The sequence below is a fragment of the Couchioplanes caeruleus genome (assembly GCF_023499255.1).
In the GTDB taxonomy this organism is placed as follows: Bacteria; Actinomycetota; Actinomycetes; order Mycobacteriales; family Micromonosporaceae; genus Actinoplanes; species Actinoplanes caeruleus_A.
The window spans coordinates 3,600,617-3,615,488 of sequence record NZ_CP092183.1; the positions used below are offsets into that span (position 1 = coordinate 3,600,617).

General features: G+C 73.3%; 19 protein-coding genes and 1 pseudogene. 14 read left to right on the plus strand and 6 right to left on the minus strand.

What is annotated here, in order from left to right; all coding sequences use genetic code 11:
• Window positions 1–59: 59 nt before the first annotated feature.
• Complete coding sequence (locus COUCH_RS16635; RefSeq protein WP_249612992.1) at window positions 60–398, plus strand: hypothetical protein; 339 nt, start codon at window positions 60–62, stop codon at window positions 396–398.
• A 4-nt stretch (window positions 399–402) separates the two neighbouring features.
• Here COUCH_RS16635 and COUCH_RS16640 read toward each other — a convergent pair whose 3' ends face one another.
• Both COUCH_RS16640 and folE read right to left on the minus strand, forming a co-directional pair.
• Complete coding sequence (locus COUCH_RS16640) at window positions 403–1,632, minus strand: NAD(P)/FAD-dependent oxidoreductase (RefSeq protein ID WP_249612993.1); 1,230 nt, start codon at window positions 1,630–1,632, stop codon at window positions 403–405.
• Between the two features lie 18 nt (window positions 1,633–1,650).
• Entirely contained in the window at window positions 1,651–2,247 is a 597-nt protein-coding gene (gene folE / locus COUCH_RS16645) for a GTP cyclohydrolase I FolE (RefSeq protein WP_249612994.1), read from the minus strand.
• Window positions 2,248–2,344: 97 nt separating this feature from the next.
• On the opposite strand from folE, the gene COUCH_RS16650 reads away from it, so the two are divergent.
• Window positions 2,345–2,977, plus strand: a complete 633-nt coding sequence (locus COUCH_RS16650) for a helix-turn-helix transcriptional regulator (RefSeq protein ID WP_249612995.1) — start codon at window positions 2,345–2,347, stop codon at window positions 2,975–2,977.
• Here COUCH_RS16650 and COUCH_RS16655 read toward each other — a convergent pair.
• Window positions 2,968–3,621, minus strand: coding sequence for an adenylate kinase (locus tag COUCH_RS16655; RefSeq protein ID WP_249612996.1), 654 nt, complete (start codon window positions 3,619–3,621; stop codon window positions 2,968–2,970). The genes COUCH_RS16650 and COUCH_RS16655 overlap by 10 nt on opposite strands.
• A 182-nt stretch (window positions 3,622–3,803) precedes the next feature.
• Between COUCH_RS16655 and COUCH_RS16660 the strand changes: the two genes are divergently transcribed.
• From COUCH_RS16660 to COUCH_RS16700, 9 genes are all read left to right on the plus strand, one after another.
• Entirely contained in the window at window positions 3,804–4,328 is a 525-nt protein-coding gene (locus COUCH_RS16660; RefSeq protein ID WP_249612997.1) for a MarR family winged helix-turn-helix transcriptional regulator, read from the plus strand.
• A gap of 94 nt (window positions 4,329–4,422) precedes the next feature.
• Window positions 4,423–4,635, plus strand: coding sequence for a hypothetical protein (locus tag COUCH_RS16665; protein ID WP_249612998.1), 213 nt, complete (start codon window positions 4,423–4,425; stop codon window positions 4,633–4,635).
• A complete protein-coding gene (locus tag COUCH_RS16670; protein ID WP_249612999.1) occupies window positions 4,632–5,936 on the plus strand; it encodes an NAD(P)/FAD-dependent oxidoreductase in 1,305 nt (434 codons plus the stop codon). Before COUCH_RS16665 ends, COUCH_RS16670 begins: the two co-directional genes overlap by 4 nt.
• Before the next feature lie 20 nt (window positions 5,937–5,956).
• Window positions 5,957–7,018, plus strand: coding sequence for a glucose 1-dehydrogenase (locus COUCH_RS16675; RefSeq protein ID WP_249613000.1), 1,062 nt, complete (start codon window positions 5,957–5,959; stop codon window positions 7,016–7,018).
• A gap of 4 nt (window positions 7,019–7,022) precedes the next feature.
• Window positions 7,023–8,804, plus strand: a complete 1,782-nt coding sequence (locus COUCH_RS16680) for a glycoside hydrolase family 15 protein (RefSeq protein ID WP_249613001.1) — start codon at window positions 7,023–7,025, stop codon at window positions 8,802–8,804.
• A 4-nt stretch (window positions 8,805–8,808) separates the two neighbouring features.
• Window positions 8,809–9,258 carry a hypothetical protein gene (locus tag COUCH_RS16685; protein ID WP_249613002.1) on the plus strand — a complete coding sequence of 150 codons (450 nt, stop codon included), beginning with the start codon at window positions 8,809–8,811 and terminating at the stop codon, window positions 9,256–9,258.
• An 8-nt stretch (window positions 9,259–9,266) separates the two neighbouring features.
• On the plus strand, window positions 9,267–10,499 hold the full coding sequence (locus COUCH_RS16690) for an NRAMP family divalent metal transporter (RefSeq protein WP_249613003.1): 1,233 nt from the start codon (window positions 9,267–9,269) through the stop codon (window positions 10,497–10,499).
• Between the two features lies 1 nt (window position 10,500).
• On the plus strand, window positions 10,501–10,872 hold the full coding sequence (locus COUCH_RS16695; RefSeq protein ID WP_249613004.1) for a hypothetical protein: 372 nt from the start codon (window positions 10,501–10,503) through the stop codon (window positions 10,870–10,872).
• Window positions 10,862–11,191 (plus strand): PRC-barrel domain-containing protein, encoded by a 330-nt coding sequence (locus tag COUCH_RS16700; RefSeq protein WP_249613005.1) that lies wholly within the window; start codon window positions 10,862–10,864, stop codon window positions 11,189–11,191. Before COUCH_RS16695 ends, COUCH_RS16700 begins: the two co-directional genes overlap by 11 nt.
• On the opposite strand, the gene COUCH_RS16705 is transcribed toward COUCH_RS16700, so the two are convergent.
• Window positions 11,183–11,329, minus strand: coding sequence for a hypothetical protein (locus COUCH_RS16705; RefSeq protein WP_249613006.1), 147 nt, complete (start codon window positions 11,327–11,329; stop codon window positions 11,183–11,185). The two genes, COUCH_RS16700 and COUCH_RS16705, sit on opposite strands and share 9 nt — an antisense overlap.
• 111 nt (window positions 11,330–11,440) lie before the next feature.
• On the opposite strand from COUCH_RS16705, the gene COUCH_RS16710 reads away from it, so the two are divergent.
• Window positions 11,441–11,758 (plus strand): TraR/DksA family transcriptional regulator, encoded by a 318-nt coding sequence (locus COUCH_RS16710; protein WP_249613007.1) that lies wholly within the window; start codon window positions 11,441–11,443, stop codon window positions 11,756–11,758.
• An 88-nt stretch (window positions 11,759–11,846) separates the two neighbouring features.
• On the plus strand, window positions 11,847–12,059 hold the full coding sequence (locus COUCH_RS16715; RefSeq protein ID WP_249613008.1) for a PLD nuclease N-terminal domain-containing protein: 213 nt from the start codon (window positions 11,847–11,849) through the stop codon (window positions 12,057–12,059).
• A 1-nt stretch (window position 12,060) separates the two neighbouring features.
• Here COUCH_RS16715 and COUCH_RS16720 read toward each other — a convergent pair.
• Window positions 12,061–12,693: pseudogene (locus tag COUCH_RS16720) on the minus strand (phosphoribosyltransferase); the annotation flags it as partial.
• Between the two features lie 84 nt (window positions 12,694–12,777).
• Here COUCH_RS16720 and COUCH_RS16725 point away from each other — a divergent pair.
• A complete protein-coding gene (locus COUCH_RS16725; RefSeq protein WP_249613009.1) occupies window positions 12,778–13,140 on the plus strand; it encodes a hypothetical protein in 363 nt (120 codons plus the stop codon).
• On the opposite strand, the gene COUCH_RS16730 is transcribed toward COUCH_RS16725, so the two are convergent.
• Window positions 13,112–14,779 carry a cellulose binding domain-containing protein gene (locus tag COUCH_RS16730; RefSeq protein WP_249613010.1) on the minus strand — a complete coding sequence of 556 codons (1,668 nt, stop codon included), beginning with the start codon at window positions 14,777–14,779 and terminating at the stop codon, window positions 13,112–13,114. The two genes, COUCH_RS16725 and COUCH_RS16730, sit on opposite strands and share 29 nt — an antisense overlap.
• Window positions 14,780–14,872 lie beyond the last annotated feature (93 nt).

Below are 14,872 nucleotides of genomic sequence, written 5' to 3' on the forward strand. Positions count from 1 at the left end.
GAGGATGATCTCGGCGAGCGAACCCTGCCGCCGCACGCTCACCTCTCGAGGAGCCCGTCATGAGCGACCGGCCCACCGCGCCCCCGGTTCAGCCGTGCCCCACCCGGCCGTGGCAGCAGGCGGGCCACCCGCCGATCCGGCTGGAGCCGACCTCGGACCCGGTCTACCCGTACGCGTTGCAGATCGGCGACCACACGGCGACCACCCTGGCGATGACCGCGGCCGGCGTACGGGCGCTGCGCGACGCGCTGACCGCGCTGCTGGCCCACACGACCCCCGCCGAGACCGAGGACTTCGTCGCCGAGTGGGCCCGGGCGCACAACGCGGTCGTCGCCGAGACCCCCGGGGCGCCCGCCCGGGCGGACGGTGCCCCCGGCCGGTACGTGATGGTCGCCTGAGCGGTCAGGGCACCAGCTCGCCGAGCGGGACGCCGGGGTCGCGCAGGCGGGCCGGATCGACGGTCGCGCGGCTGCGGACCAGGTGCTGGATCTGGTCGGTGACGTCCCAGACGTTGACGTTCATGCCGGCCAGGACGCGGCCGCCCGAGGTCCAGAACGCGATGAACTCGCGTCCCTCCAGGTCGCCGCGGACCACCAGGCCGGTGTCGGCCCCGGGCGGGACCCAGCCGGCGTACTCCATGCCGAGGTCGTACTGGTCGGTGAAGAAGTACGGCAGCCGGTCGTAGCTCACCGGCCGGTCCAGCATGGCGCGGGCGGCGGCCGGCCCGGAGTGCAGCGCGTTGTCCCAGTGCTCGACCCGTACCCGTGATCTGAGCAGGGGATGGTCGATGTTGGCCACGTCCCCCGCGGCGAAGATGTCCGGGTCGTCGGTGCGCAGCGCGGCGTCGACCAGCACGCCGTTGTCCACGCGCAGCGACGCCTGTTCCGCCAGGGCGGTGTTGGGCTCGGCGCCCACGGCGACCAGCACCGCGTCCGCGTCGAGCACGGTGCCGTCGTCCAGGACGACGTGCGAGACCCGGCCCGTGCCGCGCAGCTCGGTGGTGCGGGCGCCGAAGTGGAAGACCACCCCGTGCTCCAGGTGCAGGCCGGTGAAGGTGCGGGCGAGCGTGGTGCCCAAGACATGGTGCAGCGGCAGCCGGGCGGTCTCCACCACGGTGACCTCGGCGCCGCGCGTGCGGGCGGCCGCGGCCACCTCCAGCCCGATCCATCCGGCGCCGATCACGACGAGCTTGGCGCCGCCGGTTACGGTCTTCGCCAGGTGGCGGGCGTCGGCGAGGGTACGCAGGTGCAGCACGCCGTCCAGGCCGGCGCCGGGCAGCGGCAGCCCGCGCGGCCTGGCGCCGGTGGCCAGCAGCAGCTTGTCGTACCCGAGGTCCTCCCGCCCGGCCACCCGGACGCGGTGCCCGGCCCGGTCGATCGCCGTGACGGGGCAGTCGCTGCGCAGCTCGACGTCCCGGCGGGCGTACCAGTCGGCGTCGTGGACGTGCACGCTGTCCTCCGCGGCCGTGCCGAGCAGGAGACCCTTGGACAGCGGCGGACGTTCGTACGGTCGTTCCGGCTCGTCGCCGAGCAGCACGACCCGGCCGGTGAAGCCCTCGTCGCGCAGGGTCTCGGCGGCCTTGGCGCCGGCGAGACCGGCCCCGGCGATGACGAAGGTGCGGTTGTCGGACATGTGCTCGTCCCTTCCGGATCAGTGGTTGCCGAGGCCCGCGACGGCGAAGAACTCGCCCCGCGACCGGGCGTCGTCGCGCAGCGTGCCCAGCAGGGTGGAGGTGATGGTGCGGGCGCCCGTGGCCTGCACGCCGCGCAGGCTCATGCACAGGTGGTCGGCCTCGATGACCACGCCGACCCCGCGCGGGCGCAGGTGCTCGTCGAGCCAGTCGGCGACCTGCTTGGTCAGGCGCTCCTGGACCTGCGGGCGGCGGGCGAACAGCTCGACGACCCGGGCGAGCTTGGACAGGCCGAGGATGCGGTCGTCCGGCAGGTACCCGACGTGGGCGACGCCGATGAACGGCAGGAGGTGGTGCTCGCAGACCGAGCGGACCGGGATCGAGCGGGCGAGCACCAGCTCGTCGTACTTCTCGTCGTTGTCGAAGGTGGTGAGGTCGAACGGCCGCGGCGTGAGGAGCTCCGCGTAGGCGCGCGCCATGCGGCCCGGCGTCTCCGCCAGCCCCGGCCGCGTGAGGTCGAGACCGAGCGCGGTGAGGAAGTCCGCGGCCGCGCGTTCCGCGGTGACGGGGTTCCGCCCGGTGTCTCGCGGGGTGATCCGTTCGGCGGTGATCGTCATCGGTCGGCCTCCAGAATTATGACAACGACTGTTGGTTTTAATCCTGGAGGATGCTCCGGTGAATTTCAATAGCGCTCGTGGGTGATAATCTGGCGTGGTGACCGAGCCGTGGAATGCCGTCGCCACACTCGCGGACCCGTCGCGCCGCGCGCTGTACGACTACGTCCGCCGGCAGGACCACGCCGTCGGGCGTGAGGAGGCGGCCGACGCCACGCAGATGTCCCGCAACCTCGCCGCGTTCCACCTCGACAAGCTCGTCGAAGCCGGCCTGCTCGCCGCGCGGTACGAGCCCCCCGCCGGCCGTCCCCGCGGGCGTGGCCGTGCCCCCAAGGTGTACGAACCCACCGGCGACGGGCTCACCGTCACGATCCCGCAGCGGCAGTACGAGCTCCTGGCCGACGTCCTCGCCGAGTCGCTGGCCGCCCACGAGACCCCCGGGCAGGTCGCGCGGGAGCGGGGGCGCCGGTTCGGTCAGGCGATGCGCGGAGCCGGTGACGTGCTCGGCGCGCTGGCCGGCCTGGGCTTCGAGCCGGAGGCGGCGGCGGGGGCCGTACGCCTGCACAACTGCCCGTTCCACGCCGTCGCGGCCCGGCACACCGAGCTGGTGTGCGGGCTCAACCTCAGTTTCATCACGGGCCTGCTCGACGGGCTGGGGGAGGACGCGCGGGCGCGGCTGGCCCCGCGACCCGGCGCCTGCTGCGTGGAGGTGACGCCGCCCGGTCAGCCGTGACCGAAGGCGGTGCCCAGGCTCGTGAGGTCGATCGGCCGCCGGGCGTGCTCGGGCACGTGGTCGATCAGCGGTCGCATCGCCTCGAGCGCGGTGAGGATCTGCCGGGCGACGCGCTGGACCGGCTGGACGGCATCCACCGACACGAGGATGCCGCGCTCGGCGTACCAGTCGACGATCGGGTGCGTGACCTCATGGTAGAGGGCCAGCCGCCGCCGGATGACCTCCTCGGTGTCGTCCGAGCGGCCCTCCAGGGCGGCGCGGGCCAGCAGCCGGCGGGTCAGCTCCTCGTCGTCGGCCTTCAGGTGCAGGGCGACGTCGGAGGTCATCTCAAGGCTGCGGCCGATCTCGTACAGCGCCCGCGCCTGGGTCATGTTGCGGGGCATGCCGTCCAGCACGTATCCGCCGCCGTTGTTGGTGCGGGACTCGATGAAGGCGTCGCGGACCATGTCCAACACCACGGTGTCGGGAACCAGCTCGCCGCGGTCGAGGTGGTCCTGCACGGCCCGGCCCAGCTCGGTGCGCCGGGCGACGTGGTCGCGCAGCAGGTCGCCGGTGGCGATGTGCGGAATGCCGAAATGGGTGGCGATGAGCGCCCCCTGAGTGCCCTTCCCGGCGCCGGGTGGCGCGACCAGCAGAACCCGCATCACGCCGTCCTTCCGCCGAGGTTGTCCGGCGCCGATCGAGCAGCCCGCCACGTCGTCATGGTGGCGATGGTAAACGGTCCGGCCGGCGGGGGCATCGCGCCGTCCGGGCGCGACGGCGCCGGCCTGGTGGCGGGCGGTTCCGGCGCGGCATCGGAAACCGGCCATTGTGCAACCATGTCCCCATGCAACCATCCGCCCGGCCCTCCAGCGACGCGACGGTCCAGGCGCTCATGCTGGCCAGCCGCGCCTTCGTGGGCATGACCGCCCGCTCGCTGGCCGCGGTGGAGGGCGAGGTCACGCTGCCGCAGTTCCGGGCCCTGGTCGTGCTCGCCGTCCGGGGTCCCCAGCGCAGCATCGACATCGCCGAGGAGCTGCGGGTGAACCCGTCCACCGGCACCCGCATGCTGGACCGCCTCATCCGCAAGGGCCTGGTGCGCCGGGCCCGCTCGATGTCCGACCGCCGCGTGGTCCGGGTACGGCTGACCCCGGCCGGGCACGACGTCGTCGAGCAGGTGCTGCTGCGCCGCCGCGAAGAGCTGGAGCAGCTCGTCGCGCAGACCGCCGAGCTGTGGCAGCCGGCCGTGATCCAGGCGCTGACCGCGTTCGCCGACGCCGCCGGGGAGGTCCCCGAGTCGGACTGGTGGCTGGGCTGGCAGGCGCACCGCGCGGACGACGCCGACGACACCGACGAGCAGCTCCCCGCCTGATCCTGGCCCGGCCCCGCCCACTTTGCGCGCCAATAATGTTTGCATACTGCAAACATGGTTATGTGCATTGTAGTTGTCGACGAGGGGAGCGGAGATGGACAGCAACGGCGGGCACCACGTCGCGCGCATGGACGACACCGTCACGCCGGGCACGCTGCACGCCCGGGCGGAGGCGGTCGCCGTACCCGACTTCAACTACCTGGAACAGACGGTCGAGGCCATCGCCGCCGGCCTCATCCAGGGCCGGCGGCGCCGCGGCAACGCCGTCGCGGCGGCGCAGGCCGCGGCGGAGGAGGAGCGGCGGTGACGGCACCACCCCGCATCGTCATCGTCGGCGCCGGCTTCGCCGGGTACCACGCCGCCCGCCGGCTGTCCCGGCGGATGCGCGGCGCCGCCGACATCACGCTGATCAACCCCACCGACTACTTCCTCTACCTGCCGCTGCTGCCGGAGGTGACGGGCGGCGTCCTGGAACCGCGGCAGGTCACCGTGCCGCTGGCCGACACGCTTCCCGGCGTACGGGTCATGCTCGGCGAGGCGACCTCCGTGGACCACCGGGGCCGACGGGTGCAGGTCCGCGACCCCGACGGCCGGACCAGGGACGTCGGGTACGACCGGCTGCTGCTGACCGTCGGCAGCGTCACCAAGCTGCTGCCCATCCCGGGCGCGGCCGGCAACGCACACGGCTTCCGGGGCGTGCCCGAGGCGCTGTACCTGCGCGACCACCTCATCAGGCAGGTGGAGATGGCGGCCTCGGCCGAGGACCCGGCCGAGCGCCGGTCCCGCTGCACGTTCGTCGTGGTCGGCGCCGGCTACACCGGTACGGAGGTCGTCGCGCAGGGACAGCTGCTCACCGCGCAGGTGGCCGCCCGGCACCCCGGGCTTCGCGGCGTCACGCCCCGCTGGCTGCTCGTCGAGCACGGGGACCGGATCCTCGGCCACCTGGACCGGCGGCTGTCCGGCGCGGCCGCCCGGGTGCTGCGCGACCGCGGTGTCGAACTGCGGACGAAGACGTCGGTCACCGAGGCGACGGCCACGGGCGTGCACCTGGACGACGGCACGTTCGTGCCCGGCCGCACGCTGGTCTGGTGCGTCGGCGTACGCCCGGACCCGCTGATCGACTCGACCGGGCTGCGCACCGACGGGGGCCGGCTGGTCGTGGACGCCTGCCTCGGCGTGCCGGGCCACCCGGAGATCCTGGCGTGCGGGGACGCCGCGGCCGTGCCGGACCTGACCCGCCCGGGACAGGTGACCGCGATGACCGCCCAGCACGCGCAACGCCAGGGTGTCCGCGCTGCCGACAACATCGCCGCCGCGTACGGGCACGGCCGGCGCCGCCCGTACCGGCACTCGAGCCTCGGCTTCGCCGTGGACCTGGGTGGCCGGCACGCCGCGGCCAACCCGCTGGGCGTACCCCTGTCCGGCCTTCCCGCGCTCGCGGTGACCCGCGGGTATCACCTGACGGCCCTGCCGGCCAACCGGATCCGGACCGCCGCGGCGTGGCTGCTGGCGGCCGCGACCGGCCGGCCCGACACCCAGCTCGGCCTGGTGCCGGCGACCGCGGTGCCGCTCGACACCGCGGATCCCGAAGTCGTGCACGCCGGCTGACCACCCCACCTGGAGGAACCATGCGCGCGCTCACCGTGCAACCCGGCACCGCCGGCTCCGCCCGCATCGAGGACCTGCCCGACCCCGCCGCCGGGGCCGGCGAGCTGCTGGTCGAGGGCGTGGCGCTGGGCGTCTGCGGCACCGACCGGGAGATCGCCCAGGGCTCCTACGGCTGGGCGCCGCCCGGACGCGAGCGCCTGGTGCTGGGCCACGAATCCCTCGGCCGGGTGCGGCAGGCCCCGCCCGGCAGCGGTTTCAGCCCCGGCGACCTCGTCGTGGGCGTCGTCCGCCGCCCCGACCCGGTGCCCTGCGGCGCTTGTGCGCACGGCGAGTTCGACATGTGCCGCAACGGGCGCTACACCGAACGCGGCATCAAGGAGCTCGACGGGTACGCCGCCGAGCTGTGGACCCTGGACACCGCGTACGCCGTCAAGCTCGACCCGCAGCTGGCCGACGTGGGCATGCTGATGGAACCCACCACTGTGGTCGCCAAGGCCTGGGAGCAGATCGACCGCATCGGCGCCCGGGCGTGGTACGAGCCGCGCACCGTGCTGGTCACCGGCGCCGGCCCGATCGGGCTGCTGGCCGCGCTGCTCGGGGTCCAGCGCGGGCTGGAGGTGCACGTCCTGGACCGGGTGGCCGCGGGTGCCAAGGCCGACGCCGTCGCGGCCCTGGGCGCCACGTACCACCACGATCCCGTCGCCGACGTGGCCGCGAAGGTGTGCCCGGACATCGTCGTGGAGGCGACCGGCGCCGGCTCGGTCGTCTTCGACGCGATCGCGCACACCGGCGCGTACGGCATCACCTGCCTCACCGGCGTCTCGACGCCGGGCCGCAAGCTCACCATCGACGCCGGCGCGGACAACCGCCAGATCGTGCTGGAGAACGACGTCGTGGTCGGCAGCGTCAACGCCAACCTGCGCCACTACCACGCGGCGGCCCGCGCGCTCGCCCAGGCGGACCAGGGGTGGCTGCAGCGGCTGATCACGCGGCGCGTACCCCTGCAGGACTTCGCCGACGCGCTGACCGCTCACGACGGGGACATCAAGGTCGTGCTCACCCTGTCCGGCGGGGAGCGGTGACGCGGTGGCGTCGAGGATCGAGGACTATGCGCTCGTCGGGGATCTGCACACCGGGGCGCTGGTGGGCCGCGACGGCGGGATCGACTGGCTGTGCCTGCCGCGGTTCGACTCGCCGGCGTGCTTCGCCGCGCTGCTCGGTGACGAGTCGGCCGGCCGCTGGCGGATCGCCCCGCAGGGCGCCGGGGCCGCCACCCGCCGCCGGTACGCCGGCGACACCCTCGTGCTGGAGAGCGAGTGGGACACCGGCGACGGCACGGTCCGGCTGACCGACTTCATGCCGCCCCGGGGCGAGGCCGCCGACATCGTCCGCATCGTCGAGGGTGTCGCCGGGCGGGTGCCGATGCGCTCGGACCTGGTCCTGCGCTTCGACTACGGCCACGTGGTGCCGTGGGTGCGGCACACGGAGCACGGCATCACCGCGATCGCCGGCCCGGACGCCGTGTGGCTGCACGCCGGCGTACCCGTGGAGAGCCACGACCGGACGACCACCGCGACCTTCACCGTCAGCGCCGGGCAGCGCATCCCCTTCGTGCTCACCCACCAGAAGTCGCACCTGCCGAAACCGCGCCCGACGGACCCGGAGCGTGCCCTGGCCGGCACCTGCCGCTTCTGGCAGGAGTGGATCGGGCGCCACACCTACGACGGGCCGTGGCCGGACGCCGTGCGCCGGTCACTCATCCTGCTCAAGGCCCTGACGTACGCGCCGACGGGCGGCATCGTCGCCGCCGCCACGACGTCGCTGCCCGAGCAGCTCGGCGGCCCGCGCAACTGGGACTACCGCTACTGCTGGCTGCGGGATGCGACCTTCACGCTGCAGGCCCTGCTGGGCACCGGCTACGTCGCCGAGGCCAAGGCTTGGCGCGAATGGCTGCTGCGGGCCGTGGCGGGCGACCCCGCGGACCTGCAGATCATGTACGGCCTCGACGGCACGCGCCGCCTCACCGAGTCCACGCTGGACTGGCTGCCCGGGTACGGGGGAGCCGCCCCCGTCCGGGTCGGCAACGCCGCCGCCGGGCAGTTCCAGCTCGACGTGTGGGGGGAGGTCCTCGACGGCCTGCACCTGAGCCGGGCCGCCGGGATCGCCGCGACGGAGGACGGCTGGGACGTGCAACGGGCCCTGCTGGACTTCCTCGAGGGCAACTGGCGGCGACCGGACAACGGCCTGTGGGAGGTACGCGGCCCGCAGCGGCACTTCGTGCACTCCAAGGTCATGGCGTGGACGGGCTTCGACCGCGCGGTCACCGCCGTGCAGGAGAGCGGTCTCGACGGGCCCGCCGGCCGGTGGCGCGGCATCCGCGACGAGATCCACGCCGAGGTGTGTGCCCGGGGCTTCGACGCCGGCCGCAACACCTTCACCCAGTACTACGGGTCCGCCGGGCTGGACGCGGCGTTGCTGCTGCTGCCGCGGGTGGGATTCCTGCCGTACGACGATCCGCGCGTCGTGGGCACCGTCGAGGCGATCGGCAAGGAGCTGTGCCAGGACGGGTTCCTGCTGCGGTACCGGCCGGAGCACGAGGGTGTCGACGGGCTGCCCGGTGGCGAGGGCGCCTTCCTGGCGTGCACGTTCTGGCTGGTCGAGGCGTTGCGGGGGATCGGCCGCCGGGACGAGGCCGCCGCGCTGTTCGAGCGGCTGCTGGGCCTGCGCAACGACGTCGGGATGCTCGCCGAGGAGTACGACCCGGTCACCGGCCGGCAGCTGGGCAACACGCCGCAGGCGTTCAGCCTGGTCGGGCTCGTCAACGCCGCCCGCAGCCTCGGCGGGGCCACCACGAAGACCGGCGCGTGACGGCATGCGGACCGGCTGGAAGATCGCCGTCGTGGCCGCCGTCGCCGTCCTCTTCTGGGCCGGCCTCGCGGTGCAGCTGTCGCGCCCCGGCGACTATCGCGCCTATCACCGTACGGTGCTGCAGGTGGCGCAGGGCGCCCACGACGCGGCGCAGACCGCGAAGCTGACCGCGCAGCTCAGGGCCGGGCACCGGACCACCGCCGCGTTCACCGGAGCGGCGTTCGACGACGCGGCGAAGGCGCTGGCCGGCGTCCAGAAGCAGTTCGCCGGCCAGGCGCCGCCCGACGAGCGCGCGGCCGGGCTGCGCGACCGCCTCGGCCCGCTGCTCGCCCGGGAGACCGCCGCCCTCGGCGACGTCATGCGGGCCACGGACGACGCGGCGCTGCGCTCCGGCGCGCGGGCGCTGGACGACCTGGCACGGCAGCTCGACGACTTCATCACCGCCGAGGGGTGAGCCGGGCGATGAAACGGATCTTCTCCGTGGCGCTGGGGATCCTCACCGCCATCGGCGGCTTCGTCGACATCGGCGACATCGTCGCCAACGCCGAGGCGGGCGCGCGTTTCGGTATCGCGCACGCCTGGGTGCTGCTGGTCGGCGTCGTGGGCATCTGCGTGTTCGCCGAGATGAGCGGGCGGGTCACGGCGGTCAGCGGCCGGCCGGTGTTCGACCTGGTCCGCGAGCGGCTCGGGCCCCGGATGGCGCTCGCCAACCTCGTCGGGTCGTTCCTGGTGACCGTCCTGACCCTGGGCGCCGAGCTGGGCGGGGTGGGGCTGGCCCTGCAGCTCGCGACGAGCGTCGACTACCTGCTGTGGGTGCCGGTCGTGGCCGTCGTGCTCTGGGTGGCGCTGTGGCGGGCGAAGTTCAGCGTGCTCGAGAACGTGTTCGGGCTGACCGGGCTGACGCTGGTCGTCTTCGTCGTCGCCTTCTTCCACCTCGGCCCCGATGCCGGTGAGCTGTGGCGGCAGGCGGCGCACCCCGGGCCGCCGCAGGGCGAGGACTGGGGCACGTACTGGTTCTTCGCGATCGCGCTGTTCGCGTCGGCGCTCACCCCGTACGAGGTGTTCTTCTTCTCCTCCGGGGCCGTCGAGGAACGCTGGACGGCGAAGGACCTCGCCACGTCCCGGGTCAACGTGTTCCTCGGGTTCCCGCTGGGCGGCCTGCTCGCCTTCGCGCTGATGCTGACGTCGGCGACCGTGTTCCACCCGCTGTCGATGTCGGTGGACTCGCTGTCGCAGGTCGCCATGCCCGCCGCCCTCGCGCTGGGCAAGCTCGGGCTCGCCGCGGCCCTGCTGGGGTTCTTCGCCGCCACCTTCGGCGCGGCCATGGAGACCGGGCTGTCCGCCGGCTACACGGTCGCGCAGTACTTCGGCTGGTCGTGGGGCAAGCTGCGCCGGCCCCGGGAGGCGGCCCGCTTCCACACCGTCGTGCTGGTCAGCATCGTGGTGGGCGTGGCGATCCTGCTGACCACGATCGACCCGATCCAGCTCACCGAGTACACGCTGATCTTCAGCGCCGTCGCGCTGCCGCTGACGTACCTGCCGATCCTCGTCGTCGCCAACGACCGCGGCTACCTGGGGAACCGGGTCAACGGCCGTACGGCCAACGCGCTCGGCGTCGCGTACCTGATCGTCATTCTCGTCGCGGCGGTCGCGGCGGTGCCGCTGATGATGACCACCAGGATGGGGGCCGGCTGACATGCTCATCGGATTCGACCTGCTCGACCGGCAGATCGTCGACCGCGACGGGCAGCCCGTCGGCAAGGTCGACGACGTCGAGCTCAGCCACGACGCGGACGGCGTGCTGCGGATCAGCGCCCTGCTCACCGGAGAGCGGGCCCTCGGGCGCCGCATCGGGGGCCGGCTGGGCCGCTGGATCGCCAGCCCCGCACGCCGCCTCGCCGGCTCGCGTGACGACGGGCCCCTGCGCATCGGCATCGCGCAGGTGGGCGCCATCGGCAGCGCGATCGACCTCACCGTGAGCCGCGACGAGCTGCCCGAGCCGGCGCTGGAGACCTGGCTGCGCGACCACCTGATCGGCCGGATCCCGGGAGCCGGCCATGAGTCCTGACCAGCCGCGGGCCGTCCGGGCGAGCGACGTCCTCGGCCGGCCGGTCGCCGACGGCTCCGGGCGGTCGCTGGGCCGGGTCGCCGACCTCGAGACCGTACGCGACCCCGACGGGACTCACCGGGTCGTCGCGGCGATCGTGGCCGGCGGGCGCTGGGGCCGGCTCCTCGGCTACGAACGGGCCGAGCGGACGGGCCCGTGGCTGCTGGAACACCTCGCCCGCCGGGTGATGCGGCGCACCGTCACCCGCGTGCCCTGGCACGACCTGCGGCCCGCCGGCGGGGATCCGCCTGGCTTTGTCGTCGTAACCGACCTATGGTGAGCGGATGCTGGTGGTGAGGTCCTGCTCGCGTGCCGTCACGGTGGTGGCGGTGCGTCGTGCTGCCCACCAGCCGGCGCCGGCGTCGCGGTCGACGCTGCCGGCCACCGGCTCCGCCGGTCTGCCGAGCCCGGAGCTCACGGGTCGCGGCCCACCGGCGTCGAGGTCATCTCCACCACGACCGCCAGGGGCGAAGCCGTAGGAGCTTCGGCCCTTTTTTGTTACCCCTTTCCCGTGTTCCCAGGAGGAGACATGAGCGTCCACGTCGATCAGGGCAGGCACGACGACCTGCGAGCGACGCTGAGCGAGGAATTCGCCGTCCAGACCGCCCGGCTCAAGGAACTGACCGAGATCAACGCCGACACCGGCGACCCCGCCGAGGCCCACAATCGGGCCGCCCTGCTGGCCGCGACCCGGCGCAGCATCGAGCAGATCTCCGGCGCGCTGCAGCGCATCGCCGACGGTCGCTACGGCCGCTGCGAGACCTGCGGCACCGCGATCCCGGCGGAGCGGCTGGAGGTGCTCCCGCACGCCAAATTCTGCGTACCCTGCCAGGAGAAGCACGGCTGACCTGCGGACGCGGCGGCGGCCCCGCGGCGGCGATCGTCGCCGCGGGACCGCCGTGACACCCTGGCGGAGCACGAGAAGGAGACCGGCGATGGCCCAGCGGACCTGGCAGGAGCTGCCCGCCTGGCAGCGGTGGACGACGGCGGTGCTCGCGCCCGTCGAGCTGGCGCTCACCACCGCTGCGGCGATCGACCTCGCCCGCCGGCCGGGTCCCCAGGTGCGGGGCAGCAAGGCGTTGTGGTGGCCGGTGCTGCTGGTGCAGCCGGTCGGACCGGTCGCGTACCTGCTGTGGGGGCGTCGCTGAGCGCGGCCCGGTCGAGCACGGCGGTGACCTCGTCCTCGCCGGTCGCCCGGAAGTCGGCGTAGAAGCGGCCCACCGCCCGGAAATCGCGCGGGCGCAGCGGGCACACCACCGCGTCGGCTACGTCGGCCAGGCCCCGCACCGCGTCCGGCGCGCCGACCGGTGCAGCCAGCACGACGCGCGAGGCGCCCAGCGACCGGGCGACCCGGCACGCCACCCGGGCCGTGGATCCGGTCGCGATGCCGTCGTCGACCACCACGGCCGTGCGCCCGGTCAGCTCCACCCGCCGCCGGTCGCCGCGCAGGGCCCGCACCCGTCGCTGGATCTCGGCCCGGGCGTGCGCCTGCGCGGCGCTCAGGTCCTCCTGAGCGACCTTGGTGACGCGGACGACGCCGGTGTTCACCACGGCGGCGCCGTCCTCACCGACCGCGCCCATCGCCAGCTCGGGCTGCCCCGGCACGCCGACCTTGCAGACCACGATCACGTCGAGCGGCGCATCCAGCTCCCGCGCCACCTCGGCCGCCACCGGCACGCCGCCGCGGGGCAGCCCCAGCACCACCACGTCCTGACCGCGCAGGTGCCGGAGAGCCTGGCCGAGCTTCCTGCCGGCGTCGACCCGGTCGCGGTACGTCGTCACCTCCCCATCACACACCTGCGGGAACGGGAATGTCAGGGCCGAACGTCCCATGCCCGCCCCGGGCCGTACGGTCACGATGAAGGCATGAATTCGCAGCTGCCGCCCGGCTACCCGCACGGTTGCGAGCGCGCCCTGCGCCTGGCGGACGGGCGTACGGTCCAGCTGCGCCCGATCCGGCCGGATGACGCCGGGCAGCTCGCCGAGGCCATCCGGACGGCCGACCCGGACACCGTGCGCCGCCGGTTCGTGGGCGGTGCCCCGCACATCACGCCGGCGCTGCCGGCGCACCTGTGCACGGTGGACCACCGGGACCGGTTCGCGCCGGTGGCAACGGAGCCGGGGACCGGCCGGGGCGTGGCGGTCGCGCGCTACGAGGCGGTGCCGGTTGCGGGCGGCGGTGGGGTGGTTCGATGGGGCTTCAGACCACGGTGCAGGGAATGCCGTTGAGGGTGAAGGCGGCCGGTTCGGCGGTGTTGCCCGTATGGGTGGCCTGGAAACCGATCTCGACGGTGGCGCCGGGAGCGAGCGTGCCGTTGTAGTCGGCATTGCGGGCGTTCACCTGGCCGCTGGCGGGAGAGTAGGTCGCGTTCCAGCCGGAGGTGATGGACTGCCCGGAGGGCAGGGTGAAGCTCAGCGTCCAGCCGTTGACGGCCGAGGTGCCCGTGTTGGTGATGCTGACGGTCGCGGTGAAGCCGGAACTCCAGGTGCTCATCGTGTAGGCGACTCGCGGCCCGGACCCGGCGGGCGGCGGTGAGCTGGCCGACGGGCTCGGTGTGGTCGTGCCGTTCACGGTGGTCACGAGGGTCGTCACGCTGCGGGCGGGCAGGGTGACGGTGACCGAGCCGTTGGCCATGGCGAGCGCGCTCTGGGGCGCGACGTTCCTGCTCGCGTCGGTCAGCCAGGCGGCGACGCTGCCGGACGCGGTGGTGCCGGCCAGCGTGAACTGCTGGCTCACCGACGAGGTGTTCTTGTTGACCGCGACGATGACGACGGTGTCGCTGCCCCGGTACGCCGAGACGAAGACGTTCGACGCCGGGTTGGCGGTCGCGTCGATCCGCACGTACCCGGGCCGGACGAAGCGGGAGAACTGCGCCATGACGGCGCCGCGCTTGCTGATCTGGCCGTCCTCCCGCATGGGACCGTAACTGCGGCGCAGGTACCACCACACGTATGTCTGGAAACCGGCGTCCACCATGGCGTGGTGCATGTGCTCCCCGACGTCGAGCGCCCCCGGCCAGGAATCACCGGAATCGCTGCTGTTGGGGTAGTAGACCTCGGTCATCCAGAGTTCTTTGCCCGCCCCTTTCTGCTGGAACAGCGGGTAGGGGAAGTTGGCGTACGGCGTGCCGTAGAGGTGCGCGCCGATGATGTCCACGTTGGCCAGGGCCGTGGCGTCGTTGAGAATCGGGTCCGACATCGATTTGATGTACTGGAAGGACTCGGGGGCGATGACCCGGGTGCTGATCGAGCCGGCGTTCGCCCGCAGGAACTGGACGATTTCCGCGGCGGTCCACCACGTCCACGTCTGTGCATAGTCGGGCTCGTTCTGCACCGAGATGGCGTACAGGTCGACGCCGTTGTTGCGCATGTAGGTGGTGAAGTCGTTCAGGTGCTGGGCGTAGGCGGCGTACGAGCTGTATTTGAGGCGCTTCGCATTGGTCTGACTCCCGCGGGTGAACGTCTCGGTCATGCTCGCGGGAGGGTTCCACGGCGACGCGAAGACAGTCGCCCCGAGCGCGACGGCGCGCTGCGCGGTGGCCAGATCACGGCCCCAGTCCGCCTGGTTGTCGTTCACCGGGATCCGCAGCACCGAGAATCCCAGCCGGCCCTCGCCGGTGCCGAAGGCGGTGTCCCGCTGGGCCGCCGTCAGGTCGCCGATCCAGGCGGCGTGACACATGGCCCCGAAGCCGCGGATCGTCTGCCGCGGTGCGGACGGATTGATGTTCGCGGCCGCGGCCGAGGCTTCGGTGGCACTCATCAGCGACGCGGCGACCGTGACGACCGGCAGGGCGCCCAGCGTCGTCAGAACGGTTCTGCGGCGCACCTGCCGGGAGTGGGCGGCCGACTCATCACGGTTCTGGGTCATCTCTGGTCCTCGCAGTCCGGAAATGGGAGCGCTCCCATTGAGGAGTGCCAATATTGCCAGCCCGTGCGGCAAAGAACAAAGACCCTTTTCATA